Origin of the sequence: Streptomyces sp. SP17BM10, assembly GCF_036322405.1 — a bacterium.
GTDB lineage: Bacteria > Actinomycetota > Actinomycetes > Streptomycetales > Streptomycetaceae > Kitasatospora.
The window spans coordinates 378471-403591 of the sequence record NZ_JAQYXB010000623.1; the positions used below are offsets into that span (position 1 = coordinate 378471).

Sequence of the window (25121 nt, forward strand, 5' to 3'; positions counted from 1 at the left end):
GTGCCGGGGCCCCGGGCCGCGGCTTGAATGGGCGGATGGACTGCGTCTTCTGTGCGGTCGTCGCCGGCGCCGAGCCCGCGCACCGGGTGCTGGAGGACGAGGTGGCGGTGGCCTTCCTGGACCGCCGGCCGCTCTTCCCCGGGCACGTCCTCGTCGTCCCGCGCGCGCACCGCCGCACCCTCGCCGACCTGCCGGTGGCCGACGTCGGGCCGTTCTTCCTGCGGGTCCAGCGGGTGGCCGCCGCCGTGGAGCTCGGGCTCGACGCGGCCGGGAGCTTCGTCGCGGCGAACAACCGGATCAGCCAGTCGGTGCCGCACCTGCACGTCCACGTGGTGCCGCGCAATCCGAAGGACGGGCTGCGCGGGTTCTTCTGGCCGCGCGGGACGTACCCGGACGAGGCGGCGGCGGTCGAGGTGGCGGCGCGGCTGCGGGCGGCGCTGGCGCCGTAGGGCGGGGATGCGGGCCTCTCCGGAATTCGCGAGCAGCTTCGACCGGACCCGTTGACAGGTATAGACCTTAACGGTTCAGTCGCCATCACTCCCCCCAACTGCCCCCACTGCACCGAGGGTCGGACCAGACGCCGGAACCGCCGGTGCAAGCAGATGTTCCCGAACCGGAACCCCTTCGACGCCTACCAGGACCTTCCCGACGCGCTCCCCGCGCACCCCGGCTTCACCACCACCGGCAGCGACACCGTCCGCCGGCGGGAGGCCGCCGCGTTCCTCGCGAACGTCGCCCACGAGACCGGCGGGCTGGTCTACGTCGTCGAGCAGAACACCGCCAACTACCCGCACTACTGCGACGCTTCGCAACCGTACGGGTGCCCGGCCGGGCAGGGCCGCGCACTACGGACGCGGGCCGATCCAGCTCAGCCGGAACGTCGACCACAAGGCCGCCGGGGACTCCCTCGGCATCGACCTGCTGGACGACCCCGGCCTGGTGGAGACCGATCCGGCCGTCGCCTGGAAGACCGGCCTCTGGCCTGGAACACCCAGAACGGGCCCGGCACCATGACCGCGCACGACGCGATGGTCAGCGGGCCCGCTTCGGCGAGACGAGCCGCAGCATCAACGGCACCCTGGAGTGCAACGGCAACAACCCGGCGCAGATGCAGCACCGGGTCAGCCTGTACCAGAACTACGCACAGCTGCTCGGCGTGGACCCGGGGGCGAACCTGACCTGCTGACGGCGCCACCGGAACCGACCGCCCCGCTGGGCACGGGAGTACGTGCGTGCACGGACGTACTTCGACGAGCGCAGCGGGGCGTACTCCTGTGGACGCACGGGAGGGCGGCGCAGATCAGCATGAGGGCTGACGAATCGGCAGGTGGGCGGCTCTAGGCTCACAGACATGAACGAACTCGCCTGCCTCGTCCAGCGGACCGCCGACCGGCTCGCGGGCCAGCACGTCGGCGCGGTGGTCGCCGGGCTGGCTGGCGGCGCCGTGGAGATCCACGGCGCCGGGCGCACCGGGCCGGGCGGCGGCGCGCCCGGACCGCGCACGCTGTTCGAAATCGGTTCCGTCACCAAGGTGTTCACCTCGCTCGTACTCGCCCGGCTGGTGCTCGACGGCTCCACCGCCCTGGAGGAGCCGGTCGCCGCGCTCCTCCCCGACGGCACCGCGCTCCCCGGCCGACGCGGGCGGGAGATCACCCTGAAGGACCTCGCCACGCACACTTCGGGGCTCCCCCGGCTGCCACGGGGCGTCCTGGTGGCCGGCCTGCTCACCTCGCGCCGGTCCGATCCGTACGCGCGCTGCACGGCGGAGCACGTCCTCGCCGGGCTCGGCCGCACCAAGCTGCGCTCGGTGCCGGGGCGCAGCTTCCGCTACTCCAACCTCGGCGCCGGGCTGCTCGGTCTCGCGCTGGCCGAGCGGGCCGGGGTCGGCTACGAGGCACTGGTGCACCGGGAGGTCTGCGCGCCGCTCGGGCTCGGGGACACCGTCGTGACACCCGGCGAGGAACAGTCCGACCGGCTCGCCCGCGGGCATTCGGCGGCCGGACGGCCGGTGCCCTACTGGGACCTCGCCGACCTGGGAGGCATGGGGGCGCTCCGCTCGACCGCCACCGACCTCGCGATACTCCTGCGGGCCCAGCTGGCCGCCGGCCGCGAGCCGGACGGGCCGCTGGCGCCCGCGATCGCGCTCACCAGGGAGGTGCGGCACCGCGTCAATCCGTTCGCCTGGATGCACCTGGGGTGGCTCGGTCACCGCCTGCACACCCAGCAGGGCGGCCACCTGCAGATCTGGCACAACGGCGGCACGGGCGGCTTCCGGTCCTTCGTGGCCTTCGATCCGAAGAAGCAGGTGGGGGTGGTGGTCCTGGTCAACAGCGGGCGATCGGCCGATTCGGCGGGGACGGCGCTGCTGCGCAGGCTGCAGAACGAGTTCGCGACGTCGGCATAGTCGGCACCGGACGTCACTTCGGAAGTCGGCCGGGAGAGCCGGGGGGCGACACCCAGAGGACTGGATTTTCGGAGGGCTGGATCCTCGGAGGGTTGGATTCTCGAACTCACTCGACCTATAGTGAGTTTGCTTTTCCAACCACCCTCGGGCCCCACTCATCCAGAAGGGCGGCCGTCATGCGTGACGCCGTGATCGTCGAAGCGGTCCGCACCCCCGTCGGCAAGGGCAAGCCGGGAGGCTCGCTGGCCGGCGTCCACCCGGTCGAACTGCTCGCGCACACGCTCCAGGCCCTGATCGGGCGCAGCGGCATCGACCCGGCCCTGGTCGACGACGTGATCGGCGGCTGCGTCGACCAGGTCGCCGAGCAGGCGATGAACACCACCCGCTACGCGTGGCTCGCGGCCGGGTTCCCGGACTCCGTTCCGGCGACCACGGTCGACCGGCAGTGCGGCTCCTCGCAGCAGGCGGTGCACTTCGCCGCGCAGGGCGTGATCGCGGGCGCCTACGACATCGTGGTCGCGTGCGGGATCGAGTCGATGAGCCGCGTGCCGATGTGGTCCAACGTGCCACCCGGCGCCGATCCGTTCGGCGCGTCCGTCGCCGCCCGCTACCCGGGCGGGCTGGTCCCGCAGGGCGTCAGCGCCGAGCTGATCGCCGCGAAGTGGTCGATCTCGCGCGAGGAGATGGACGTCTTCGCCGCCGAGTCGCACGCCAAGGCGGCGCGGGCCCACGCGGACGGCGTGTTCGCGGCCGAACTCACGCCGGTGCCCACGCCGAACGGGCACGTGACCATGGACGAGTCGGTGCGGCCGGGCACCACCCCCGAGGTGCTCGCCGGGCTCCGCCCCGCCTTCGAGGACCCGGCCCACGCGGAGCGCTTCCCGCAGATCTCGTGGTCGGTCACGGCGGGCAACAGCAGCCCGATCAACGACGGCGCCTCCGCCGTCCTGATCACCAGCAGCGAGACCGCGGCCCGGCTCGGCCTGCGCCCGCTGGCCCGCCTGCACTCCTTCGCGGTCACCGGCTCGGACCCGCTGCTGATGCTCACCGGCGTGCTGCCCGCCACCGAGAAGGTGCTGCGCCGCTCCGGGCTCTCGCTCGCCGACATCGACCTGTTCGAGGTGAACGAGGCGTTCGCAAGCGTCGTCCTGGCCTGGCTCCAGGAGACCGGGGCCGACCCGGCCAGGCTCAACGTCAACGGCGGCGCGATCGCCCTCGGCCACCCGCTGGGCGCGAGCGGCACCCGGCTGATGACCACCCTGGTCCACGAGATGCGCCGGCGCGGCGCGCGGTACGCGTTGCAGACGATGTGCGAGGCGGGCGGCCTGGCCAACGCGACGATCCTGGAGTCGCTCGACTGACGGCGGGGCGGTGCACCCCTACGGGTGCCCGTAGGGGCCGTACGCCGACGGCCGTCGTACTCTCCGGCGGAACCCTTACGCCGCTGAGGCGACGTCAACTCCGCTGTCCGGCACGTACGGTCCTCGCATGACCGGAATTCGTCGTACTGCCGCGGCGGCGGCCTTGCTGCTCGCCCTGCCGCTGTCCGTCGTCGCCGCCGCACCCGCGCTGGCCGCTCCGCCCGCACCGGCCGCCTCCCCCGGTAGGGTCGGCGCGCACGCCACCGTGCCGGCCGCGGTCCACGTCGAACTCCCCCGCCCGACCGGGCCGCACGCGGTCGGGCGGGAGGTCCTCCACCTCGTCGACCAGGACCGGCCCGACCCGTGGGTGCCGTCGGCGGGTCCGCGCCAGCTGATGGTGTCGGTGTACTACCCCGCCAAGGCGGGCACCGGCGGCCCGGCCCCGTACATGACGCCCGGGGCGGCACGGATGCTGCTGGACACGAAACTGCCGGGGAACACCATCCCGACCGAGGCGCTCACCGACGCCAGGACCTGGGCCGAGTCCGGCGCGCGCCCCGCGCCCGGCCGGTACCCGCTGGTCCTCCTCTCGCCCGGCTTCACCATGCCGCGCACGTCGCTGACCAGCCTTGCCGAGGACCTGTCCAGCCGCGGCTACGTCGTCGCGCTGATCGACCACACCTACGAGAACACCGGGACGACCTTCCCCGACGGGCAGACGCTCCCCTGCGTCATGTGCGGCCGACTGAAGACCCCGGAGGCCTGGGCGGGCCTGGACCGCAGCCGCGCGAAGGACGCCTCCTTCGTCCTCGACCGGCTGACCGCCCACCCGCACCCGGCCTGGCGCTACTCCCGCATGATCGACCCCGACCACATCGGCATGGCCGGTCACTCCGCCGGCGGCGCGGCGACCGTCCCGGCCCTGCTCGCGGACGACCGGATCCAGGCCGGCGTGGACCTGGACGGCACCATGGACGTCACGGTGCCCGCCTCCGGCATCGGCGGCAAGCCGTTCCTGATGATCGGACACCCCCTGCCGGACGGTCAGGAGGACACCAGCTGGACCGACAGCTGGCCCAACCTCGACGGCTGGAAGCGCTGGCTGACCGTCGCCGGCACCAACCACCCCTCGTTCACCGACTTCCCGCTGTTCCTCGACGCCCTCGGCCTCCCGGACCAGGGCAGGACGATCCCCACCCAGCGCGTGCTCTGGCTCACGCGCGAGTACGTCGGGGCCTTCTTCGACCTGCAGTTGAAGGGGATCGACCAGCCGATCCTCGACGGGCCGACGGCGGAGAACCCGGAGGTCGACTTCCACGCGTAGGCGTCGGTCGCGAGCGCTGCGGGGCCGTCGGCATGCTGCCGGCGGCCTCGTCGGCGTTCCCGCGTGCGGTGCCGCTCGCGCCGGGGGGCGGGTCAGGCGGGCGCGTCAGGCGGCGGCCGAGGCGAGCGGTTCGAGCAACCGGTGCGGGCCGGCCAGCGCGAGCGAGACCGGGTCGGTGCGCGGGGCACCGCTGAGGCCGGGATTGGGTCGGATCACGACCTCGCCGGGCGGGACGAACTGGCCGCAGTGCGGGCACGCGCCCGTGCGGTCGAGGTCGGCGCCGCAGGCGGCGTGCGAGAAGAGGTGACGAGGACCGTCCGGGGTGGCGTGCCGGCCGCCCCAGCGGCTCAACAGGTAGAGCGGCGCCCACAGTTCGAGCCCGGCCTCGGTGAGCAGGTAGCCGTGGCGCAGCGGCGCGTGCTGGTACGGCTCCTTGCGCAGGACCCCGGCGGCGACGAGCGCGTTGAGGCGGGCGGTGAGGACCGCCCGCGGGATGCCGAGGTGGGCGAGGAAGTCGTTGAAGCGCTGCACGCCGTAGAACGCGTCGCGCACGATCAGGAGGCTCCAGCGCTCGCCGACCACCTCCAGGGCGCGGGCGAGTGCGCAGTCCTGCAGTTCGTAGTCGGTTCCGAGCGCCATGGCGGCCAGCGTAGTCCAGTCGAGCAATGGGTTCAATCAACAGACTCATAGTGGTAGCGTGCTGCCCGGAAAGCAGGTTCGTTCATCAGACCCACTGGACCCACCGCCGCTCCCGGAGGGAACACCGATGTCCCCCGCACCAACCCGGCCCGCGCCCGTCCGGCCCGGCGCCACCCTGTTCACCACCGCGGTCGCCACCGCGCTGGTCACCGTCGCCTACACCGCGCCCACCGCCTCGCTCGCCGCCACCGCCGAGGCCGCCCACCTCGGGGCCACCGGCCGCACCTGGATCCTCACCGGCACCCTCGTCGGCATCTCGGCCCTGCTGCTCACCGCCGGCAGCGCGGCCGACGACCACGGGCGCAAGCGCGTCTTCACCTTCGGCGTGCTGCTGTTCGCCGCCGCCGAGGCGCTCGCCGCCCTCGCCCCCGGCGGCGCCTCCTACCTCACCGCCCGGGTGCTGCTCGGCGCCGGTTCGGCGGCGATCCTGGCGCCCGCGCTCGGGCTGATCAGCCACGCGTTCCCGCCCGGACCGGCCCGGATCAAGGCGCTCGGCGTGTGGGGCGCGGCGGTCGGCCTGGGCATCGCGATCGGCCCGGTCTACGGCGCACTGGTGGCGCAGTGGGCCGGGTGGCGAGCGGTCGGCGGCGGGCTCGCCGTCGTGTCCGCGGCGCTCGCGGCCCTCGCCCGCGCCGTCCTCACCGAGTCACGGGCCGACCGGCCCCGCCCGCTCGACCCCTGGGGCGTCCTCACCCTCGCCGCCGGGACCACCTCCCTGATCGCCGGACTGGCCGAGGGCCGCACCGGCTGGGACCGGGCCGCCGTACTGGTGCTGCTCGCACTCGGAGTGCTGCTGCTCGCACTGTTCGCCCTCGTGGAGGCCAGGGTCCGGGAACCGATGCTGGACCTCTCGCTGTTCCGCAGCCCCGGCTTCATCGCGGCCACAGGCGGGGCGATGTTCACCGGGCTGTCGATGGTCGGCTTCATGAGCTACCTGCCCACCCTGCTCCAGGGCGTCCTCGGGCTGTCGGCGCTGGCGGTCGGCGGGGTGCTGGCCGTCTGGTCGGGCATCTCGGTCCTCGCCGCCCTCCAGGCCCGACGGCTCGCGGCCCACCTGGCGGCCACCACCCAGGTCGCGGTCGGGCTGCTGATCTGCGGCATCGGCGAGGCCGGCCTGTACGGGCTGGGCCCGCACTCCACGTGGGTCCGGCTGACGCCCGGGCTCGCGGTCGCGGGCATCGGCAGCGGCGTGCTGAACGCCGCCCTCGCCCGGCTCGCGGTGAGCAGCGTCCCGGCCCACCGGGCGGCGATGGGTTCCGGCGCCAACAACACGTCCCGGTACGTGGGTTCGGCCCTGGGCGTCGCGGTCACCGTGGCCGTCGCCGCCTCCGCCCGCCCGACCGCCCCCGGCCACGAGGCAGCGGCCCGTGCCCTGGCTGCGGGCACCGACCGAGCCGTCGTCGTGGCGGCCGCCCTGTGCTTCGCCGGAGCCCTGCTGGCGCTGGCCTCCCGAGCTGCGGAGTCCCGGAGGCCCGGGGCCGGGGAGGAGGCGGTGGCGCCCGCACGAGAGCACGTCCCCGCCAGCTGAGGGCGCGCGGGAAGTCGGCCGGGCCGACTTTCCACACACCGACGAATCCGGCCAGTGGGGAGTCGGTGGGGCCAGCCAGGCCCGCGACCCGCAGGAAGTCGGCCGGGTCGACCTTTCACGCACCCGGGAACTCGACCCAGCAGAGGGAGGCGGTGGGGCCGACGTCCCGTGGCCGGGCTCGCTGCGTGAGAAGTCGGCTGCGTCGACTTCTCGTGACCGTGGGAGCCGGAGCCGGTGAGGGCGGAAGCCCCGCTGTGGTGCCTGCACCGGGTGGTCGGGGGCCGGGCTCCGTCACTGAGCGGGGGCCTGGGGGTGCGTGCGAAGATGGCAGGGCTGGTGGAAGCGATCTCCGGACGGTTCTCTGGCCATGGTGAACGTGAACGAGCCGCGCACGGGGGAGCCGCCGCAGGACGCCCTGCTGATGGTCCCGATCGCGACGGCGCTGATAGAGGCCGACGGGCGGATCCTGCACTGGAGCGCCGACGCCGAGGCACTGCTCGGTTACACCGCCGCGGAGGCGGTCGGGGCGAAGGCCGCGCAGTTGCTGACCTCGGACGAGGAGCGGCCCGAGGTGCTGGAGCTGTTCCAGCAGATCCTGGACGGGCGGCCGTGGTCCGGGGTGTTCCCGGTGCGGCACCGGGACGGTCACCCCGTGAACCTGGAGTTCCGCACCCATCCCATCGCCGGCCCCGGCGGGCGCCCGCTGGTGCTGGCCGTCGCCTCGGACGTCACGACGCTGCGCCGGATCCAGGCGGACCTGGCGATCCTGGACGGGTTCTTCACGCAGTCCCCCGTCGGCATGGGCGTCTTCGACGCCGACCTGCGGTTCGTCCGCCTCAACGAGGCGCTGGCCAGGGTCAACGGCCTGTCGGTCGGGGCGCACGTCGGCCACCGGCTGACCGAGCTGCTGCCCGGGATCAACGGCGCCGAGGCGGAGGCGTTGATGCGCCGGGTGCTGGAGACGGGCACGCCGGTCGTGGACACGCGCTCGCACGGCCGCACCCCGGGCGATCCGAAGCACGATCACGCGTGGTCCGCCTCGTACTTCCGGCTGGAGGATCCGGGCGGGCGGGTGCTCGGGGTCAGTTCGACGGTCATCGACATCAGCAAGCAGTTCCACGCCGACGCCCGCGCCGCCCGCGCGCAGGAGCGGCTGGCCCTGCTCGTCGACGCGACGGCCTCCATCGGCACCACGCTCGACCTGCGGCAGACCGCCCGCGAACTGGCCGACGCGATGGTCCCGAGGGTGGCCGACATCAGTGGCGTGTTCGCCCTGGAAGCGCTGGTCGCCGGACGCAACGTCGAGCCGCCCGAGCAGCTCGCCCCGCTGCTGGTGCGCCGCCTGGCCCTCGCGTCCACCGATCCGCTGTACCCGGCGGAGGCCCTGCCCGTCGACGCGGTGTACGAGCTGCCGCACGACTCCCCGTACGCGCGGGCGCTCGCCACCGGGCGGACGGTGGTCGTGCCGTCCTGGGAGCTGCCGCTGCTCAGCGAGGGCATCACCGAGAGCCGCCGCCAGGCCGCGCTCGGCGACCGGCCGCGCTCGGTGCGCATCACCCCGCTGGTGGCGCGCGGCACGACGCTCGGCATGATCGTGTACTCGCGGCGCGGCGCCCGGGAGTCCTTCGCCGAGGCGGACATCACGCTCGGTGACGAGCTGGCGACGCGCGCCGCCGTCGCGATCGACAACGCGCGGCTGTACCTGCGCCAGCACCAGACCGTCCTGGCCCGTCAGCAGGCACTGCGGGAGGCGAAGGCCGCGCAGGAACGGCTGGCGCTGGTCAACGTGGCGTCCACCCGGATCGGTACCACGCTCGAAATCGACCGCACCGCCCAGGAGTTGGCCGAGGTGGCGACGCCGAGGCTGGCCGACACGGTGGTCGTCGAGGTGCTGGACGACCTCGTTCGCGGCGAGCGCGAGGCCCGCCCCTCCCCGGACGGCTCCGCGCTCCTGCGACGGATGGCCTTCCACTCCGTGCACGGCTCCACCCTGCGTCCGATCGAGCGGACCGGCGGCGTGCAGCGCTTCCGGTCCGGCTCGCCGTACGCGTGGTCCCTGGCGCACCGAAAGCCCGTGCTGGTGCAGCGGTTGGACGAGGAGGGCCTGGCCTGGTTCGCCGACGACCCGGTGCGCACGGCGGCGGTGCGCGAGCAGAACGTCCGCTCGTTCATGGTCGTCCCGCTGATCGCGCGCGGCACTCCGATCGGCGTGGCGGGCTTCTACCGCACCCTCGTCGACCGCCCCTACGAGGACGACGACCTGGCACTGGCCGGGGAGTTGGCGGTGCGGGCAGCCGTGTCCATCGACAACGCACTGCTGTTCACCCGCGAGCGCGACGCCGCCGCCGCCCGCCAGCGCGCGCTCGACGAGGCGTGGGCGGCGCAGCAACGGCTGTCGCTGCTCAACGACGCCAGCACCCGGATCGGCACCACGCTCGATCTGTACCGCACCGCACGGGAGGTGGTGGAGGTCGTGATCCCGCGCTTCGCCGACTTCGTCACCGTCGACCTGCGCGACGCGGTGCTCGGCGGCGAGGAACCGGGGCCCGTCCCGCCCGACGGGTCGGTGCTGATGCGGGCGGTCGCGGTCGGCGAGGTCGGCCCCGCCGGCACCATGACCGGCGCGGCCGACGCCGTCGGCGAGACCTCGCAGTCCGCCGCGCTGTACGCCGAGAGCCTGCGCAGCGGGCGCTCGATCCTCGTCTCCGAGGTCACCGAGAACGACCTGCGCCGGATCGTCGCCTCGCCCGACCGGGTGGAGCCCGGGCTGGCGGCGGGGGTGCACTCGTACCTGATGGTGCCGCTGGTGGCGCGCGGACTCGTACTCGGCGGGGCGGAGTTCATCCGCACCACCAACCCGGTGCCGTTCGGGCCGGCCGACCAGTCGCTCGCCGAGGAGCTCGCCGCCCGCACCGCCCTCGCGATCGACAACGGACGGCTCTACCGGCGCGAGCGCGACACCGCCCTCACCCTCCAGCGCAGCCTGCTGCCCCAGGAGATCCACCGCACCCTCGGCCTGGACATCGCCTACCGCTACCTGCCGAGCAGCGTGGTCAGCGAGGTCGGCGGCGACTGGTTCGACGTCGTGCCGCTGCCGGCCGGGCGGGTCGCGCTGATCGTCGGCGACGTCATGGGACACGGCATCCGGGCCGCCGCCACCATGGGCCAACTGCGCACCGTGGCCCGCACGTTGATCACCCTTGACCTCGACCCGGCGCGCGTCCTGCACCGCCTCGACGAGGCCACCACGGCGCTCGGGGACGGGCAGTTCGCAACCTGCGTGTGCGTCGTCTACGACCCCGTCGACCGCCACTGCACCGCCGCCTGCGCCGGACACCTGCCCCCGGTCGTCGCCGGCCCCGGCGGCCCGGCCCGGACGATCGAACTGCCGCCCGGCGCACCGCTCGGCGTCGGCGGAGTCCCGTTCGAGAGCGTCGAGTTCACCCTCCCCGAGGAAGCCATCCTCGCGCTCTACACCGACGGACTCGTCGAGCGCCGCGGTCACGACCTCGACGAGGGCATCCAGTTGCTCTGCCGCACGATCGCCGACCGGCGCCGCTCCCTGGAGCAGACCTGCGACGCCGTCCTCGCCGAACTCACCGGCCGCACCGCCGAGGACGACATCGCCGTCATCATGGCCCAGGTGCGCCCGGTCGGCGCGGACCGCATCGCGACCCTGCCGCTCACCGGCGACCGCGCGATGGTCGCGCACTCGCGCCGCTTCACCCGCACGACGCTCGCCGCCTGGGGGCTCGACGCCCTCGCCGACTGGGCCGAGCTGCTCACCAGCGAACTCATCACCAACGCCCTCGTCCACGCCGGATCCCCCACCCAGCTGCGGCTGTTCTGCAACCGGGTGCTCACCGTCGAGGTCGCCGACCAGGAGGGCGAGGCCCCGCGCATGCGGCTCGCCCGGTCCGAGGACGAGGGCGGGCGCGGCATGCACCTCGTCAACGAGCTCGCCCACCGCTGGGGCAGTCGGCGGACCGGGGACGGCAAGGTGGTCTGGTTCGAGCTGGAGCTGCCGCCCGGCACGACGGGCACGCCGTGAGCCGTTCCCGAGCTGGCACGACAACGGTCGGTTGTCGCCGCCGCACGGCGGTTGTTGGCCCACGGCGGCCCCTGCGCGGTCTTCTGGTGGCACGGCGGGACAGTCCCGCCGGAGGACACCAGAGGAGCCACCGTGAACCAGCAGCTCGACGCCCGCACCGTCGTCACCGCCTACGTCACCGCGATCGCCGAGGGCGACCTCGAGACCGCCGTCGCCTGCTTCGCCGACGACGCCACCTGGGAGTACCCGGGCACCCTCCCCCTGTCGCGGGTGTGGCGCGGCAAGGACGTCATCCTCGGCGACTTCCTCGGCTCGGTGCGCACCCTCTTCGCGCCGGACACCCCACTGGAGGTGACGCTCACCCAGGTCCTCGCGGACGGCCCGAAGGCCGTCGCCGAGTGGACCGCCAAGGGGACGGCCGCGAACGGCAGCGCGTACGAGAACCACTGCGCGGCCGTGTTCACCGTCGAGGACGGCCTGATCACCGCCGTCCGCGAGTACCTCGACACCGACCACGTCGCGCGGACGCTCTTCGCCTGAGTGCGGGAGACCCCTCGGGGGCGGCCCTCACGACGGCAGGAGCAGGTTGACATCGCCGAACTCGTGCCAGAGGTACCGGTTGCGGACGGCCTCGCGGTAGCAGCGGGCGAGGAGCGGAAGGCCGGCGACGGCGGCCAGCAACTGGAGGTGGGAGGCGCGCGGCTCGTGCCAGCCGGTCAGGAGGCCGTCGACGGCACGCACTCCGCGCTCCGGAGTGACCACCGAGTCCGTCCAGCCGTCGGCTTCGTGGACCGTCCCGTCCGGGCCGGCGGCGGACTCCAGCGCCCGCACCGCGGTGGTGCCGACGGCGATCACCCGGCCGCCGCCCGCCCGGACGTGGCCCACCAGGCGGGCGGTCGAGGCCGGGACGCGGAACCGCTCCGCGTACGGCGCCTCGTGCGCCTCCGGGGACGCGACGCCGGTGTGCAGGGTGATCGGCGCGAGCAGCACCCCGCGCCCGGCCAGGCGGGCTACCACCTCCGTCGTGAACGGGCGTGCCGCGCTGGGCATTTCACTGCTGCCGGGGACGGTGGCGAACGCCGTCTGGTACACCTCCATGGGCCAGTCCCGGTCCACGTAGCCGTACCGGATCGCCCGGCCGTGGAGCGAGAGGTACGGCAACAGCGCTGCGGGGAGGTCGAGTTCGGCGAACCAGAGGCGGGCGGTGAAAGGCGCGGTCAGCTCGGCGGCGCCGCCGGCCGGCAGTCCGACCCGCAGCCCCGGGCGGGCCGGACTGTCCTGGGGCGGGTAGTACTCCGCCGCCCTCCCGGGCACCACGCGGCGCAACTCCACCAGGAACGCCCCACGTCGGTCCGGCTGGGCCGAGAACAGATGCAGCGCGACGGGCGTCCCGTCAGGCAGCCGGCCGGGCAGGGCCGCCGGGATCGTCGCGGAGTCGTTGACCACCAGCAGGTCGCCCGGGCGCAGCACCTCGGGCAGGTCGGCGAAGCGGTGGTGCTCCACGGTGTCGCGGTCGCGCCGGCCGACCAGCATCCGGACGCCGTCGCGCGCCTGGCCGCGGGCCTCCGCCGGTGCGCGGGCGGAGAGTTCGGGCGGGACGGTGAAGTCGGGGCCGAGCTCGGTGAGGACGGTCATCGCCCACCCCGGACCGCGCTCGAAGCCGCCGCGAGGTCCTCCGCGCGGTAGCGGCCGGACGGCGCGCCCTCACGGAGCAGGCCGAGCAGGGCGGGGGCGACCTCCTCCGGCAGCGGCTCGCCGGAGATGTCCTCGCCGGGGCTCGCGGCCCGGAGCATCGAGGTCCGCATGCTGCCCGGATCGACCGCCCAGACCCGCAACTCCGGCTCCTCCCGGGCGAGTACGGCGGTAGCGAGGTCGAGCGCCGCCTTGCTCGCGCCGTAGCCGCCCCAGCCGACGTACGGCACGACGGCCGCGTCGGAGCTGATGTTCAGCACCGCGCCGCCGTGGGCGCGCAGCTGCGGCAGGACGAGCTGGGTCAGCGCGATCGGGGCGAGCGCGTTGACCTCGAACGTCTCCAGGAGTCCGGGCAGCGGCGCGTCGGCGAGCCGGGGCAGGGGTTCGGCGTGGGCGTCGTCCGTGCCGTTGAGGGTCCCGGCGTTGTTGATCAGGAGGCTCGCGCCGCCGAGCGCGGCGGCGGCCTCGGCGAGGCGGGCGCGGTGGTCGTCGTCCACGATCGAGCCCCGCAGTGCGACGACCTCGGTGACGGCGCCCAGCCGGGCCTCGGCGGCGGCGAGCCCGGCGGCGCCCCGGGCGGTGATCACCAGCTGCCAGCCGTCGGCTGCGAGCGCCTCGGCGAGAGCCAGGCCCAGTCCTCGAGAGGCCCCGGTGACGACGGCGACGCGGGTCGGGGCGGTGGGGGCGGTGTGCTGTGCTGCGTTCATGCCCCCACGATCACCCCGGGTGCCCGGGTCCCGGATCGGCCACCGGGACCGGGCCCCGGTCGTCCGTTGGTCCTAAGCCGCCGGGGTCCGTCCCTCAGGAGCCCTCGGCCCCGGCCGCCCAGCCCTCGGGGTCGGTCCAGGCGGCCAGGGTGCGGCGGCTCTCGAAGCGGTGCTCGCGGCCGGTCACCGGATCGGTGAACTCCACGACGGTGGCGAGCAGTTGGAGCGGCCTTCGGAAGTCGTCCGCGGCCGGCTCGGGCAGCACCACCGGGTACACCGGATCGCCCAGGATCGGCACGCCCAGGCCGGACATGTGCAGCCGCAGCTGGTGCGTGCGCCCGCTGAGCGGCCGGAGCCGGTAGCGGCCGAGGCCGTCGCGCCGTTCCAGCAGGTCGATCCGGCTCTCGCTGTTCGGCGGGGCGTCGACCTCCCGGGCCGCGATCACCCCGCGCTCCTTCACGATGTGGCTGCGGACGGTCCGCGGCAGGCCCAGCGCGGGGTCGTGGGGGGCGACGGCCTCGTACTCCTTGCGGACCAGGCGGTCGCGGAAGAGCGTCTGGTAGGCGCCGCGCTCCTCGGGCCGCACGACGAACAGCGCGAGCCCCGCGGTGAGCCGGTCGAGCCGGTGCGCGGGGCTGAGCGCGGGCAGGTCGAGTCCGTGCCGCAACCGCGACAGCGCCGTCTCGACGACGTGCTTGCCGCGCGGGGTGGTGGCCAGGAAGTGCGGCTTGTCGACGACGACCAGGTGCTCGTCGCGGTGCACGACGGCGAGCTCGAACGGCACCGGGACCTCGTCGGGGAGGTCCCGGTAGAACCACAGGTGCCCGCCGGGCCGGAACGGCTCGTCCGGCGCGACCGGCCCGTCCTCGCCCACGATCTCCCGCCCGCGCAGCGCGGTGTCGACGCGCTGCGCGCCGACGGCGGCCAGCCGCTCGACGAGGTACGCCCGGACGGTCTCCCAGGGCCCCTCGAGCGGCAGCCTCAGGTGCACGGGGTCCACGCCGTTGCGCTGCGGAAGGGGGGAGGCCGGGCGGCGGCTCTTGCGTCTCATCTCGGTCCCCCAGCCTAGTCGGGCGGGGTGGCGGCCCGGCCGACGGGGGCACGGCGGGAGCCCGCCGGGCCGCGGGTGGCCTCCGGCGGGTCGACGTGCCGGGCGCCGGGGGCGCGGGGAAAGTGGAGGGGTGATCGAGGAGGAGGACGGGCCGGGGGACTTGCCGCCGTTGCACTTGCCGCGGCGGACACGGGGGTTGTTGTACGGCGCGTTCCTGCTGCTCGCCGGCACCGTCGTGGCCGACCTGGTGAGCGGGCCCGGCACGACGCTCTCCCCGCTGCTGGCGGTCGCACCGGTGCTGGCCGGGGCCACCACCAGGAAGGCGCGGGTACCGCTCCTGGTCGGTGCGGCCGCGCTGCTCGCGGTGGGCGCGCTGGAGACCGCCAACGAGCACCTGCCGGCCGCCGTCCGGGTCAGCGTGCTGGTGACCGTCCTCGCCGCGACGCTGGCCAGCGCCGCCAACGTGCTGCTGGTGGCGGCCCGCGAACGGGAACTGTTCCAGGTCCGCACGGTGGCCGAGGCCGCGCAGCGAGCGCTGTTGCGGCCGCCCCCGGAGCGGATCGGCCGGCTGCGGCTGGCCGTTCGGTACGTGGCGGCGGCCGCCGAGGCGCGGATCGGCGGGGACCTGTACGCCGTCCTCGACACCCGGTTCGGGGTGCGGATCCTGCTCGGGGACGTCCAGGGGCACGGGCTGCCGTCGGTGGAGACGGCGGCGGACGTGCTGGGGGTGTTCCGGGAGGGCGCGCGCACCGAGCCCGACCTCGGGCGGCTCGCGGAGCGCCTCGACGCGGCGCTCGCCGCACGGCCGGACGACGGGCGGTTCGCGACCGCGCTGCTGCTGAGCGTGCCGCCGGGCCGGGAGCCGGTGGCGGTCGTGAACTGCGGCCATCCGCACCCGCTGGTGCGCCGCGCGGGCCGGGTGGGCGAGCTGGAGCCCGAGGCGTCGGCACCGCCGCTGGGACTTCTCGGGCTGACCGGCGGCGGGTACCCGGTGGGGCGCTTCGAGCCTCGGCCGGGCGATCTGCTGCTCCTGTACACCGACGGCGTCTCGGAGGCCCGGAACGCCGACGGGGTGTTCTACCCGCTCGCGGACCGGCTCCCCGGTGTGCACGCGGGGCAGCCTGCGGACCTGCTGGACGGCGTGCTGGCGGACGTCGACGACTGGGTGGGGCCGATCGGGCTCGCGGACGACGCGGCGCTGCTCGCGATCCGCTGGGAGCAGCGCGCGGAGCGATGACCAGGGCTTTCACCGCGCGGGGCGCGATTGTCAGCGCCGTGTGCAAGGCTCTGATCGCGGTCGACGGGGTGTCGGTCGCGGACGTTCGTCGAGGGGAGAGGGCCATGGGGCACAGGGCGAGCGGGGCGTTCGAGCTGAACGCCTTCGAACCGGTGGAGACGGAGGAGCGGGCGGGTGCGGCGTTCGGCCGGATCCGGGTCGCCAAGACGTTCACGGGCGGGATCACCGGCACGAGCGAGGTGCGGATGACGTCCGTGGGGGACGCGGCGGGCGCTCCGGCCTCGTACGTCGCGGTGGAGCACGTGACGGGTGAACTGGACGGGCGGAAGGGCTCGTTCGTGCTCCAGCACGCCGCCTGGGACACCACCGGCGTGACGATACGCGTCGTCCCGGGCACCGGCTCGGGCGAGCTGGCCGGGCTCACCGGGGAGTTCCACCTGACCGTCGGCGAGGACGGCGCGCACACCTACGTCCTGGAGTACGACCTGGGCTGACGCCGCCGCCCTCCGCCGACCGCCGCCCGGTCGGCCGTCCCCCGGTCGGCTGCGTGCCGCGCGCTCCGGGCGGCCGGGCACACTGCCACGATGATGCGATCAGTGCACGATCGACATCGGAGGGTGGCGCATGCCCGGTGCGGTGGAGAGCACGGCGGTGCAGGACACGACGGCGGACGACACCGTCGACGGGGTGGTGGCCCGGCTGCGGGCGCTCGGGGCGGAGCTGGTGCCGGCGGACGGGGTGGCGGTGTTCAACCGGGCCTATCTCACCGTCACGGAGGCCGTCCGGGAGCGGCTCGGCGGCCCGTACTTCGCCGATCCGGCCGCGGTGGCCGTGCTGGACGTGGTGTTCGCGCGGCGGTACCTGCTCGCGGTGGCGGCCGACGCCGCCGGGCGGGAGCCGCCCGCCTGCTGGCGGCCGCTGTTCGAGCTGCGCGCCCACTCCGGGGTGCACCCGCTGCAGTTCGCGCTGGCCGGGATGAACGCGCACATCCAGCACGACCTCCCGCTGGCCGTCCTGGACGCGTGCGGGCGGCTCGGCTGCGAACCGGAGGACGTCGAGGACGACTACCACCGGGTCAACGGAGTGCTGGCCGAGGTGGAGGCCGCCGTCCGGGAGCAGTTGCTGGGCGCGCACGGGCTGCCGGAGCCGGCCGCGCCCCTCGCGCACCTGCTGGGCGCCTGGTCGGTGGACGCCGCCCGCGAGGCGGCCTGGTCGGCGGTGCGGGCACTGTGGGAACTGCGCCGGGTGCCGTGCGCCGCGCACGCCTTCGCCGCCGCACTGGACGGCTCGGTGGGGCTGCTCGGCCGCGCGCTCCTGCTGCCGCTCGGCTTCCATCACGAGGCGCAGGCCCCGGACACGGACACGGATGCGGATGTGGCGGCGCGAACGGCCGCCGGCCGGCTCCCCGAAGCGAGGAACCGGCCGGCGGACGAAACCTCCGACGGGGGCGGTGCGGGCGGACGCGCCGCCCGTCCGGATCAGGCCCAGCTGGAGTGCAGCGGCTTGCCCTCGGCGTAGCCGGCCGCGCTCTGGACGCCCACGATCGCCTTCTCCTGGAACTCCTCCAGCGTGTTGGCGCCCGCGTAGGTGCAGGAGCTGCGCACGCCGGCCACGATCGAGTCGATCAGGTCCTCGACGCCCGGGCGGGTCGGGTCGATGAACATCCGGGAGTGCGAGATGCCCTCCTCGAACAGCGCCTTGCGGGCGCGGTCGTAGGTGGAGTCCTGGGCGGTGCGGTTGCTCACGGCGCGGGCCGAGGCCATGCCGAAGCTCTCCTTGTACTGGCGGCCGTCGGCCGCGGTCTGGAGGTCGCCCGGGGACTCGTAGGTGCCGGCGAACCAGGAGCCGATCATGACGTTGGAGGCGCCGGCGGCCAGCGCCATGGCGACGTCGCGCGGGTGGCGGACACCTCCGTCGGCCCACACGTGCTTGCCGAGCCGGCGCGCCTCGGCGGCGCACTCCAGGACGGCGGAGAACTGCGGGCGGCCGACGCCGGTCATCATGCGGGTGGTGCACATGGCGCCCGGGCCGACACCGACCTTGAGGATGTCGGCGCCCGCCTCGACGAGGTCGCGCACGCCCGCCGCGGAGACGACGTTGCCGGCCACGATCGGGATCTGCGGGTCCAGGCCGCGCACGGCGCGCAGCGCGCTGATCATGCTCTCCTGGTGGCCGTGGGCGGTGTCGACGACCAGCACGTCGGCGCCGGCCTCGATGAGGGCCTTGGCCTTGCCGGCCACGTCGCCGTTGATGCCGACGGTGGCGGCGATCCGCAGCTTGCCGGCGTCGTCGACGGCGGGGGTGTACAGGGTGGCGCGCAGGGCGCCCTTGCGGGTGAGGATGCCGACCAGGCGGCCCTCGGCGTCGACGACCGGGGCGAGCTTGCGGTGGGCCTCGGAGAGCTTGTCGAAGGCGGCGCGCGGGTCGACGTCCTCGTCGAGGAGCAGCAGGTCGCGGGACATGATGTCGGCGAGGCTGGTGAAGCGGTCGACGCCCTGGCAGTCGGAGTCGGTGACGACGCCGACGGGCTTGCCGTCCTCGACCACGACGAGGGCGCCGTGCGCGCGCTTGGGCAGCAGCGACAGGGCCTCGGCGACGGTGGCGCCGGGGGCGAGGGTGATCGGGGTGTCGAACACCAGGTGGCGGTGCTTGACCCAGGAGATGACCTCGGCGATGACCTCGGTGGGGATGTCCTGGGGGATGGCGACCAGGCCGCCGCGGCGGGCGACGGTCTCGGCCATCCGGCGGCCCGCGATGGCGGTCATGTTGGCGACCACCAGGGGGATGGTGGTGCCGGTGCCGTCGTTGGACGAGAGGTCGACCGCCTGCCGGGAGCCCACGGCGGAACGGCTGGGGACCATGAAGACGTCGTCGTACGTCAGGTCGTACGAGGGCTTGAGGTCGTTCAGGAAGCGCATGAATGGGGCTCTCTGGCTGGGAGAAGGTACACCTCGGGTGCGGTTGCGGCGATGCCGCCGGGGCGCACTCGGGCGCCCGGCACCCAACATTCGATTCTCCGGGAGGGCCGGGACAAAAGCCAGTTCGGGGACGATTGCTGGCGCTGTGCACAAACCAAGATCAAAGCTCCGCGCGTAGACTTGGATGATCGTCCAAGCGATCGACTTTTCGCCCCGGCCGGGGCGACTCCCGTAGCATTCACGCGGTAACGGCGAGGCGAAACGGGAACGGCAGCGGGCGTGGGCATCGATCAGCGGGAAGCGGCACAGCACCTCGAAGAGGGCCTGACGGAGGGCGCGGAGGAGGAGATCGACTACGGTCCGGGTCTCGACCCCGAGCGCCTGCGGCTCTGCCTGGAGGTGATCGCCGAGCTCGACGAACTGCACGTCGACCACCCGGACGCGATCACCGTCCGCCAGGCCGTCGGCGGCATATTCCGCACGCTCAAGCAGCGCCGCCGCCAGGAGACCCGGGCCCGCAAGACCGCCAACGACCGCGCGGTCACCGCCCGCACCGCCACCGGCGCACCCAGCCGGATCGACGACGAGACGGCCGGCGCGTTCGGCCTGACCACCGTCACCACGACCGAGATCGCGGGCATCCTGGAGCGGCCCCGCTCCTGCTACACGTGCAAGAAGCGCTACGTCGAGGTCGACGCCTTCTACCACAACCTGTGCCAGCCCTGCGCGGCGCTCAACCGGGCCCGCCGGGACGCCCGCGCCGACCTCACCGGCAAGCGCGCGCTGCTCACCGGCGGCCGGGCCAAGATCGGCATGTACATCGCGCTGATGCTGCTGCGCGACGGCGCCCACACCACGATCACCACCCGTTTCCCCAACGACGCGATCCGCCGCTTCAAGGCGATGCCGGACAGCGACCAGTGGATCCACCGCCTCAAGATCGTCGGGATCGACCTGCGCGACCCGGCCCAGGTCATGGCGCTCGCGGACGAGGTCGCCGCGGACGGCCCGCTGGACATCCTGATCAACAACGCCGCGCAGACCGTCCGCCGCCCGCCGGAGTCCTACCGCGAGCTGGTCGCCGCCGAGACCGCGCCGCTGCCGGCCGGCGAGCTCCCGCAGGCGACCACGATCGGCCGCTTCGGCAGCGGCCGCATCGACCTGCCCGCCCTCCCCCACCAGGCGGGCGAGGCCGACCGGCGGATGGCCGCCGAGGACGTCACCTCGCTCGCGCTCGTCACCGGCTCCGCGACGCCCGCCCGGATCGAGGCCGGCACCGCGATCGACGCCGGCGGCCTGGTGCCCGACCTCGCGGACACCAACAGCTGGGTGCAGACCGTCTCGGAGGTCGGCCCGATGGAGCTGCTGGAGGTGCAGCTCTGCAACTCCACCGCGCCGTTCATCCTGATCAGCCGCCTGCGCCCGGCGATGGCCGCGTCCGCGTCGCGCCGCAAGTACGTGGTGAACGTGTCCGCGATGGAGGGCGTCTTCTCCCGCGGCTACAAGGGTGCCGGCCACCCGCACACCAACATGGCGAAGGCCGCGCTCAACATGCTGACGCGCACGAGCGCGCAGGAGATGTTCGAGAGCGACGGCATCCTGATGACCGCCGTCGACACCGGCTGGATCACCGACGAGCGCCCGCACCCGGACAAGATGCGCCTGGCGGACGAGGGCTTCCACGCCCCGCTCGACCTGGTCGACGGCGCGGCCCGGGTCTACGACCCGATCGTGCGCGGTGAGCAGGGCGAGGACCTGTACGGCTGCTTCCTCAAGGACTACGAGCGCGGCAACTGGTAACCACCCGAAGGAGAACGCGAGTTGACCTCCGCTTCACCCGCACCGGCAGCACCCGCCCCGACCGTCGCGCCGATGCTCGGCGCCGGCGTCATCGTGCCCACCGGTGACGGCCGGGTGCTGATCGGCCGGCGCACGACCGCCGGCGAGCCGCCCACCTGGAGCCTGCCGGGCGGGAAGGTGGAGGAGTCCGGCGAGTCCTTCGAGCAGGCGGCGGCGCGCGAACTCGCCGAGGAGACCGGCATCGTGCTGCCGGCCGACGCGATGCGGGTGCTGGCCGTGCTGCTCGACCACGAGCTCGGCCGACCCCGGCTGACCGCCGCCGTGCTCGCGCCGCCGAGCCTCGCCGAAGCGCTGGTCACCGAGCCGCACGCGTGCGCGGGCTGGGAGCGCTTCCCGGTGGACGCCCTGCCGGAGCCGATGTTCTACCCGTCCGCGCTCGTGCTCGGCACGTGGCTACCGGGCCTGGACGACGTGCGCCGGCCCGGCACGCACGGCTACCGCGTCGACCGCACCGGCTGAGCCCGTGCGCACCGGCTGAAGCCGGACGCACGGGTGTCCCGGGGCTCCCCTGCTCCCCCGGGACACCCGTGCGTCCGGGACGCCGGCCGGCCGGCACACCGACCGACCGCCCGTCAGCCGTTGCGCGCCGCCTCCGGCCCGGTGATCCGCCGGAGCAGCGGCAGCGTCGAGGCGATGATGCCGAGCGAGGCGAGCAGGCCGAAGCCCGTCAGCCCGTAGTAGAGCGCGCCCGGCGACACCAGGTCGTACTCCATCTGCGACTCGAGGAACATCGCCGCCGCCGCGAAGCCCGTCCCGATCGAGATCGCGGCGACCACCAGCAGCGGCAGCGCGCTCTCCAGCCCGATCACCCGCTGCAGCAGCCGCAGCGGCGCCCCGGTCAGCCGCAGGATCGCGAACGGCCGTCTGCGGTCGGAGAGTCCGGCGACCACGCTCACCGCGAGGCTGCACCCGGCGATCGGCAGGGTGGTCAGCAGGACGACGTTCGCGAGCCGGCGCCAGCCCTGGAGCTGCTTCTGCGACACGGTGCCCCAGTCGCCGGCCATCCGCGCCTCGTACGTCGGGTAGGCCCTCGTGAAGAGGGTCCGCAACTGCTCCATGGAGGCCGACGAGCCGTCGGTGGTCGTGTAGACCAGGCGCACCGGCAACGCCGCGACGTCCTGTGCGGGGACCGGTGCGGCGGGCCACTCCTGCGCGCTCGCCTCCCGGAGGTCGACGAACTGCCAGAGCGGGACGAGGGCGACGGCCGCGCCGGGCGCGCAGTGACCGATCACCGGGACCTGCGCCAGCTCCGAGCAGAGCACCAGCGCGGGCGCGGGCACGGGGCCGGGCCCGTGGTGCTCCCGGCCGATCCCGGTCGGGTTGTCGTGGGCCAGCGCCAGGCCGCGGAAGCCGGGCACCGCGCGGGCCGAGGCGAGCACGGAGTCCGGCACGGTCCCCATCGTGTCCGAGCGGAACAGGTCGAACGACGGGGCGTGGACGACGGCCTTGCGCACCTCCGGATCGCCGCTCAGCGCACCGCGGTTGGCGTTGATCGTGCCGATGATGCTCACCGTCGAGGTGACTACGAACAGCGCCAGCACCAGCCCGGCCACCGAGCGGAACCCCGCCTTGGGGTCGTCCGCGAGGCGGCGCACCGCGATGAGCGAGGCCGGCCTGCCGGTCCGCCCGGCCACCGCCCGCGCGCAGACCATCGTCAGCCACGGACCGGCGATCACGAGGCCGAGCATCACCAGCAGGAAGCCGGTCAGATAGGCCGCCGACTGGCCGTTGGTGGTCACCGGGCGCCGGTCGACGAAGTAGCCGAGCTCGCCGAGCCCCGCCAGCAGCGGGAGCACCCGCCAGGCGCGCGGCGGCCTCGGCGTCACGCGGCGGGAGACGCCCAGCGGCGAGATCGTGACCCGTCGCAGCGCGAACCGCGCGGCGAGCGCCGCCGCCACCGGCACGCCCACCACGGCGCCGAGCACCTGCGGGACGGTCAGGCTCAGGTCGGAGGTGAAGAACCGGCTGCCGGTGAACGGGACGTCGGCCACCAGCGGGCGCAGCGCCGCGTAGAGCGCGAAGCCGAGCGCCGTCCCGGCCACCGACGCCACCGTGGACTCCACCGCCGAGACCACCGCGACCTGCCGGGGCGTCGCGCCCACCAGCCGCATCGCGGCGAACCGCTGTTCGCGGGTGGCGGCGGAGAGCCGGGTCGCGGTGCCGATGAAGATCAGCACCGGGAAGATCAGCGCGCCGGCCACCACGGTGAGGATGAGCGTCATCGCGTCGCCGCGCACGCCGTGACCGAAGCAGTCGCTGTCGCAGTCGGCGGGCAGGGCGGTGGCCATCGTCGTGATCTGCCGGGCGCGCGGCCCCGCCCTGACCTCGTCCGGCGTGCGGCCGATGACGACCGACAGGCTGTCCGGGGAGGGCAACGCGGCGTCGCCCAGGGTGCCGGCGAGCCGGCCGGGGAAGCGGTCGCCCAGTTGGACGGCCGGGACGTCACGCAGCAGCTTCGCCAGCGCGGGCGAGGCGTAGTACTCGCCCGGGGCCGGGAGCACGGTCAGCCCCGGCGGGACGGGCGAGGTGGGCCCGGTCGGGGCGACCTCGACCTCGAAGACCTCCTTGCCGTCGTAGAAGTCGCCGTGCGCGTACCACCAGAGCGGGTCGACGGCGGCCGGTGCCTCGGTGCGGCTCTTGGTGCCCGAATTCATCCACAGCTGGCGCTCGTTGGCCCGGCCGATCGCGTTCACGCTCGCGAACGTGGAGAGCAGCAGGCCGACGCCGATCGCGACGGCTGCCGCGATCATCGCCAGCCGGGCCAGCGCCTCCCGGCCGCCGCTGACGGCGAGGCGGAGCGAGAAGCCGATCACGGCGCCACCGGTCCCGCCACCGGGCCGGCCGCCTGCCCGGCCGCCGGACCCGCGGAGAGGACCCGGGCCCGCCCGTCGCGCACGATCGCCTCCCGGTCGGCGTAGGCGGCGACGCGCGGCTCGTGGGTGACCAGGACGACGGTCGTGCCCTGTTCCCGGGCCGAGGCGACCATCAGGTCCATCACCTGCTCGCCGGTCAGCGAATCCAGGGCGCCGGTCGGCTCGTCGGCGAACAGCACCTGCGGACGGGCCACCAGGCCGCGGGCCAGGGCGACGCGCTGCGCCTGACCGCCCGACAGCTCGCCGGAGCGGCGCTTCTCCAGGCCGTCCAGGCCGAGCCGGGCGAACCACGGCCGGGCGTCGGCCAGCGCGGCGGCGCGGCGCACGCCGTTCAGCAGCAGGGGCAGGGCGACGTTCTCCTCGGCCGTCAACTCCGGCACCAGCTGGCCGAACTGGAACACGAAGCCGAAGCGGTCCCGGCGCAGGGCGCTGCGCTGCGCCTCGGCCATGGTGTCGATCCGCCGTCCGTCGAAGAGCACTTCGCCGGTGTCGGGCACCAGGATGCCGGCCAGGCAGTGCAATAACGTCGACTTGCCCGAGCCGCTCGGGCCCATGACGGCCAGCACCTCGCCGGCCGCGACCGACAGGCTGGCCCCGCGCAGCGCGGGCGTCTCGCCGAAGGACAGGGCTATGTCCCGGGCCTCGATCACGGCGGTCACCGGCACACCTCCGCGGCGAGGGCGTCCAGGCGGGCGGCGGTGAGGTCGATCCAGCGCAGGTCCGCCTCCAGGTGGAACAGGCCGTGGTCGGCGAGCAGGGCGTCGACCAGGGGTCCGGTGCGGCGCAGGTCGGTGAGCTCGCGCATCCGGCGCAGGTGGGCGGCGCGCTGGGTGTCCAGGTAGTCGTGGGCGTCGCGGCCGAGCATCAGGGCGAGCACGACCTTGGTGAACAGCGTGCTCTGCAGGTTGGGTTCGGGCGCGACGGGCTCGGTGAGCCAGGTCTCGAACTCGGTCGCCCCGGCCTCGGTGATCACGTAGCGCTTGCGCTCGGGGCCGTCGCCGGGCTCCGCCTCGCCGGCGACCACCTTGCCGTCGCGGGCGAGGCGGCCGAGCGTCGCGTAGACCTGGCCGTACGGGAGGGGCTTGCCGCGGCCGAAGAGGGCGTCGTAGTCGCGCTTGAGGTCGTAGCCGTGGCTGGACTCGCGCTCCAGGAGCCCGAGCAGGGTCAAGGGAACACTCATGGGGAGGACCATACCCCACAGGTATACTCCGAGTGTATATATGGCGAGAACAAGCCCGTGACCTGGCGCGACATCAGAACCCCGCGCACGGCGGGCAGGAGGCGAGCCCCACACCCGCCTCCTGCCGCACACCGCGACCCGACGCCCCCCACGGCGAACCGGGCCGGCCGCGCCCAGGCACGGGAGGCGCGGCCGCAACCAAGCCTGCCGTGCCCGCACCGGCCTGCCGAGGGCCG

General features: G+C 74.4%; 20 protein-coding genes and 1 pseudogene. 13 read left to right on the forward strand and 8 right to left on the reverse strand.

Features of this window, described 5'->3' with window-relative positions; all coding sequences use genetic code 11:
* Positions 1 to 35: 35 nt before the first annotated feature.
* From PUR71_RS26195 to PUR71_RS26215, 5 genes and pseudogenes are all read left to right on the forward strand, one after another.
* Positions 36 to 449, forward strand: coding sequence for an HIT family protein (locus tag PUR71_RS26195; RefSeq protein ID WP_329929568.1), 414 nt, complete (start codon positions 36 to 38; stop codon positions 447 to 449).
* A 51-nt stretch (positions 450 to 500) separates the two neighbouring features.
* A pseudogene (locus PUR71_RS26200) lies at positions 501 to 1186 on the forward strand (chitinase).
* Between the two features lie 165 nt (positions 1187 to 1351).
* Positions 1352 to 2404: a serine hydrolase domain-containing protein gene (locus tag PUR71_RS26205; protein WP_329929569.1), complete on the forward strand. Its 1053-nt coding sequence runs from the start codon at positions 1352 to 1354 to the stop codon at positions 2402 to 2404.
* A 176-nt stretch (positions 2405 to 2580) separates the two neighbouring features.
* Complete coding sequence (locus tag PUR71_RS26210; protein ID WP_329929570.1) at positions 2581 to 3765, forward strand: thiolase family protein; 1185 nt, start codon at positions 2581 to 2583, stop codon at positions 3763 to 3765.
* Positions 3766 to 3892: 127 nt separating this feature from the next.
* A complete protein-coding gene (locus PUR71_RS26215; RefSeq protein ID WP_329929571.1) occupies positions 3893 to 5089 on the forward strand; it encodes an alpha/beta hydrolase family protein in 1197 nt (398 codons plus the stop codon).
* Positions 5090 to 5194: 105 nt separating this feature from the next.
* Here the strand turns inward: PUR71_RS26215 and PUR71_RS26220 are convergent, their stop codons facing one another.
* Entirely contained in the window at positions 5195 to 5728 is a 534-nt protein-coding gene (locus PUR71_RS26220; RefSeq protein ID WP_329929572.1) for a winged helix-turn-helix transcriptional regulator, read from the reverse strand.
* Between the two features lie 127 nt (positions 5729 to 5855).
* Between PUR71_RS26220 and PUR71_RS26225 the strand changes: the two genes are divergently transcribed.
* From PUR71_RS26225 to PUR71_RS26235, 3 genes are all read left to right on the forward strand, one after another.
* Positions 5856 to 7316 carry an MFS transporter gene (locus PUR71_RS26225; RefSeq protein ID WP_329929573.1) on the forward strand — a complete coding sequence of 487 codons (1461 nt, stop codon included), beginning with the start codon at positions 5856 to 5858 and terminating at the stop codon, positions 7314 to 7316.
* A 367-nt stretch (positions 7317 to 7683) separates the two neighbouring features.
* Positions 7684 to 11367: a SpoIIE family protein phosphatase gene (locus PUR71_RS26230; RefSeq protein ID WP_329929574.1), complete on the forward strand. Its 3684-nt coding sequence runs from the start codon at positions 7684 to 7686 to the stop codon at positions 11365 to 11367.
* A gap of 132 nt (positions 11368 to 11499) precedes the next feature.
* Positions 11500 to 11907 (forward strand): nuclear transport factor 2 family protein, encoded by a 408-nt coding sequence (locus PUR71_RS26235; protein WP_329929575.1) that lies wholly within the window; start codon positions 11500 to 11502, stop codon positions 11905 to 11907.
* A gap of 27 nt (positions 11908 to 11934) precedes the next feature.
* Here PUR71_RS26235 and PUR71_RS26240 read toward each other — a convergent pair whose 3' ends face one another.
* From PUR71_RS26240 to PUR71_RS26250, 3 genes are all read right to left on the reverse strand, one after another.
* Positions 11935 to 13002: an S-adenosylmethionine:tRNA ribosyltransferase-isomerase gene (locus PUR71_RS26240; RefSeq protein ID WP_329929576.1), complete on the reverse strand. Its 1068-nt coding sequence runs from the start codon at positions 13000 to 13002 to the stop codon at positions 11935 to 11937.
* Complete coding sequence (locus PUR71_RS26245) at positions 12999 to 13766, reverse strand: SDR family NAD(P)-dependent oxidoreductase (protein ID WP_329929577.1); 768 nt, start codon at positions 13764 to 13766, stop codon at positions 12999 to 13001. The genes PUR71_RS26240 and PUR71_RS26245 overlap by 4 nt, the downstream gene beginning before the upstream one ends.
* 94 nt (positions 13767 to 13860) lie before the next feature.
* Complete coding sequence (locus PUR71_RS26250; protein ID WP_329929578.1) at positions 13861 to 14817, reverse strand: RluA family pseudouridine synthase; 957 nt, start codon at positions 14815 to 14817, stop codon at positions 13861 to 13863.
* Positions 14818 to 15016: 199 nt separating this feature from the next.
* On the opposite strand from PUR71_RS26250, the gene PUR71_RS26255 reads away from it, so the two are divergent.
* The 3 genes from PUR71_RS26255 (at position 15017) to PUR71_RS26265 (ending at position 17572) form a co-directional block, all read left to right on the forward strand.
* Positions 15017 to 16054, forward strand: a complete 1038-nt coding sequence (locus PUR71_RS26255) for a PP2C family protein-serine/threonine phosphatase (RefSeq protein WP_329929579.1) — start codon at positions 15017 to 15019, stop codon at positions 16052 to 16054.
* Positions 16055 to 16158: 104 nt separating this feature from the next.
* Positions 16159 to 16548 carry a DUF3224 domain-containing protein gene (locus PUR71_RS26260; protein ID WP_329929580.1) on the forward strand — a complete coding sequence of 130 codons (390 nt, stop codon included), beginning with the start codon at positions 16159 to 16161 and terminating at the stop codon, positions 16546 to 16548.
* 130 nt (positions 16549 to 16678) lie between these two features.
* Positions 16679 to 17572 (forward strand): DUF5995 family protein, encoded by an 894-nt coding sequence (locus PUR71_RS26265; RefSeq protein WP_329929581.1) that lies wholly within the window; start codon positions 16679 to 16681, stop codon positions 17570 to 17572.
* Here PUR71_RS26265 and PUR71_RS26270 read toward each other — a convergent pair.
* Complete coding sequence (locus PUR71_RS26270; RefSeq protein WP_329929582.1) at positions 17533 to 18972, reverse strand: GuaB1 family IMP dehydrogenase-related protein; 1440 nt, start codon at positions 18970 to 18972, stop codon at positions 17533 to 17535. The genes PUR71_RS26265 and PUR71_RS26270 overlap by 40 nt on opposite strands.
* 324 nt (positions 18973 to 19296) lie before the next feature.
* Here PUR71_RS26270 and PUR71_RS26275 point away from each other — a divergent pair, with 324 nt between their 5' ends.
* Complete coding sequence (locus PUR71_RS26275) at positions 19297 to 20772, forward strand: SDR family NAD(P)-dependent oxidoreductase (RefSeq protein ID WP_329929671.1); 1476 nt, start codon at positions 19297 to 19299, stop codon at positions 20770 to 20772.
* Positions 20773 to 20793: 21 nt separating this feature from the next.
* Positions 20794 to 21291, forward strand: coding sequence for a nucleotide triphosphate diphosphatase NUDT15 (locus PUR71_RS26280; RefSeq protein WP_329929583.1), 498 nt, complete (start codon positions 20794 to 20796; stop codon positions 21289 to 21291).
* Between the two features lie 113 nt (positions 21292 to 21404).
* On the opposite strand, the gene PUR71_RS26285 is transcribed toward PUR71_RS26280, so the two are convergent.
* Genes PUR71_RS26285 through PUR71_RS26295 form a run of 3 tightly spaced genes read right to left on the reverse strand, consistent with a single transcriptional unit; the run spans position 21405 to position 24885 of the window.
* On the reverse strand, positions 21405 to 23645 hold the full coding sequence (locus PUR71_RS26285; RefSeq protein ID WP_329929584.1) for an FtsX-like permease family protein: 2241 nt from the start codon (positions 23643 to 23645) through the stop codon (positions 21405 to 21407).
* Positions 23642 to 24364: an ABC transporter ATP-binding protein gene (locus PUR71_RS26290; protein WP_329929585.1), complete on the reverse strand. Its 723-nt coding sequence runs from the start codon at positions 24362 to 24364 to the stop codon at positions 23642 to 23644. The genes PUR71_RS26285 and PUR71_RS26290 overlap by 4 nt, the downstream gene beginning before the upstream one ends.
* The gene (locus PUR71_RS26295) at positions 24361 to 24885 is read right to left on the reverse strand and encodes a PadR family transcriptional regulator (RefSeq protein WP_329929586.1); all 525 of its coding nucleotides are present in this window, start codon (positions 24883 to 24885) and stop codon (positions 24361 to 24363) included. The genes PUR71_RS26290 and PUR71_RS26295 overlap by 4 nt, the downstream gene beginning before the upstream one ends.
* Positions 24886 to 25121 lie beyond the last annotated feature (236 nt).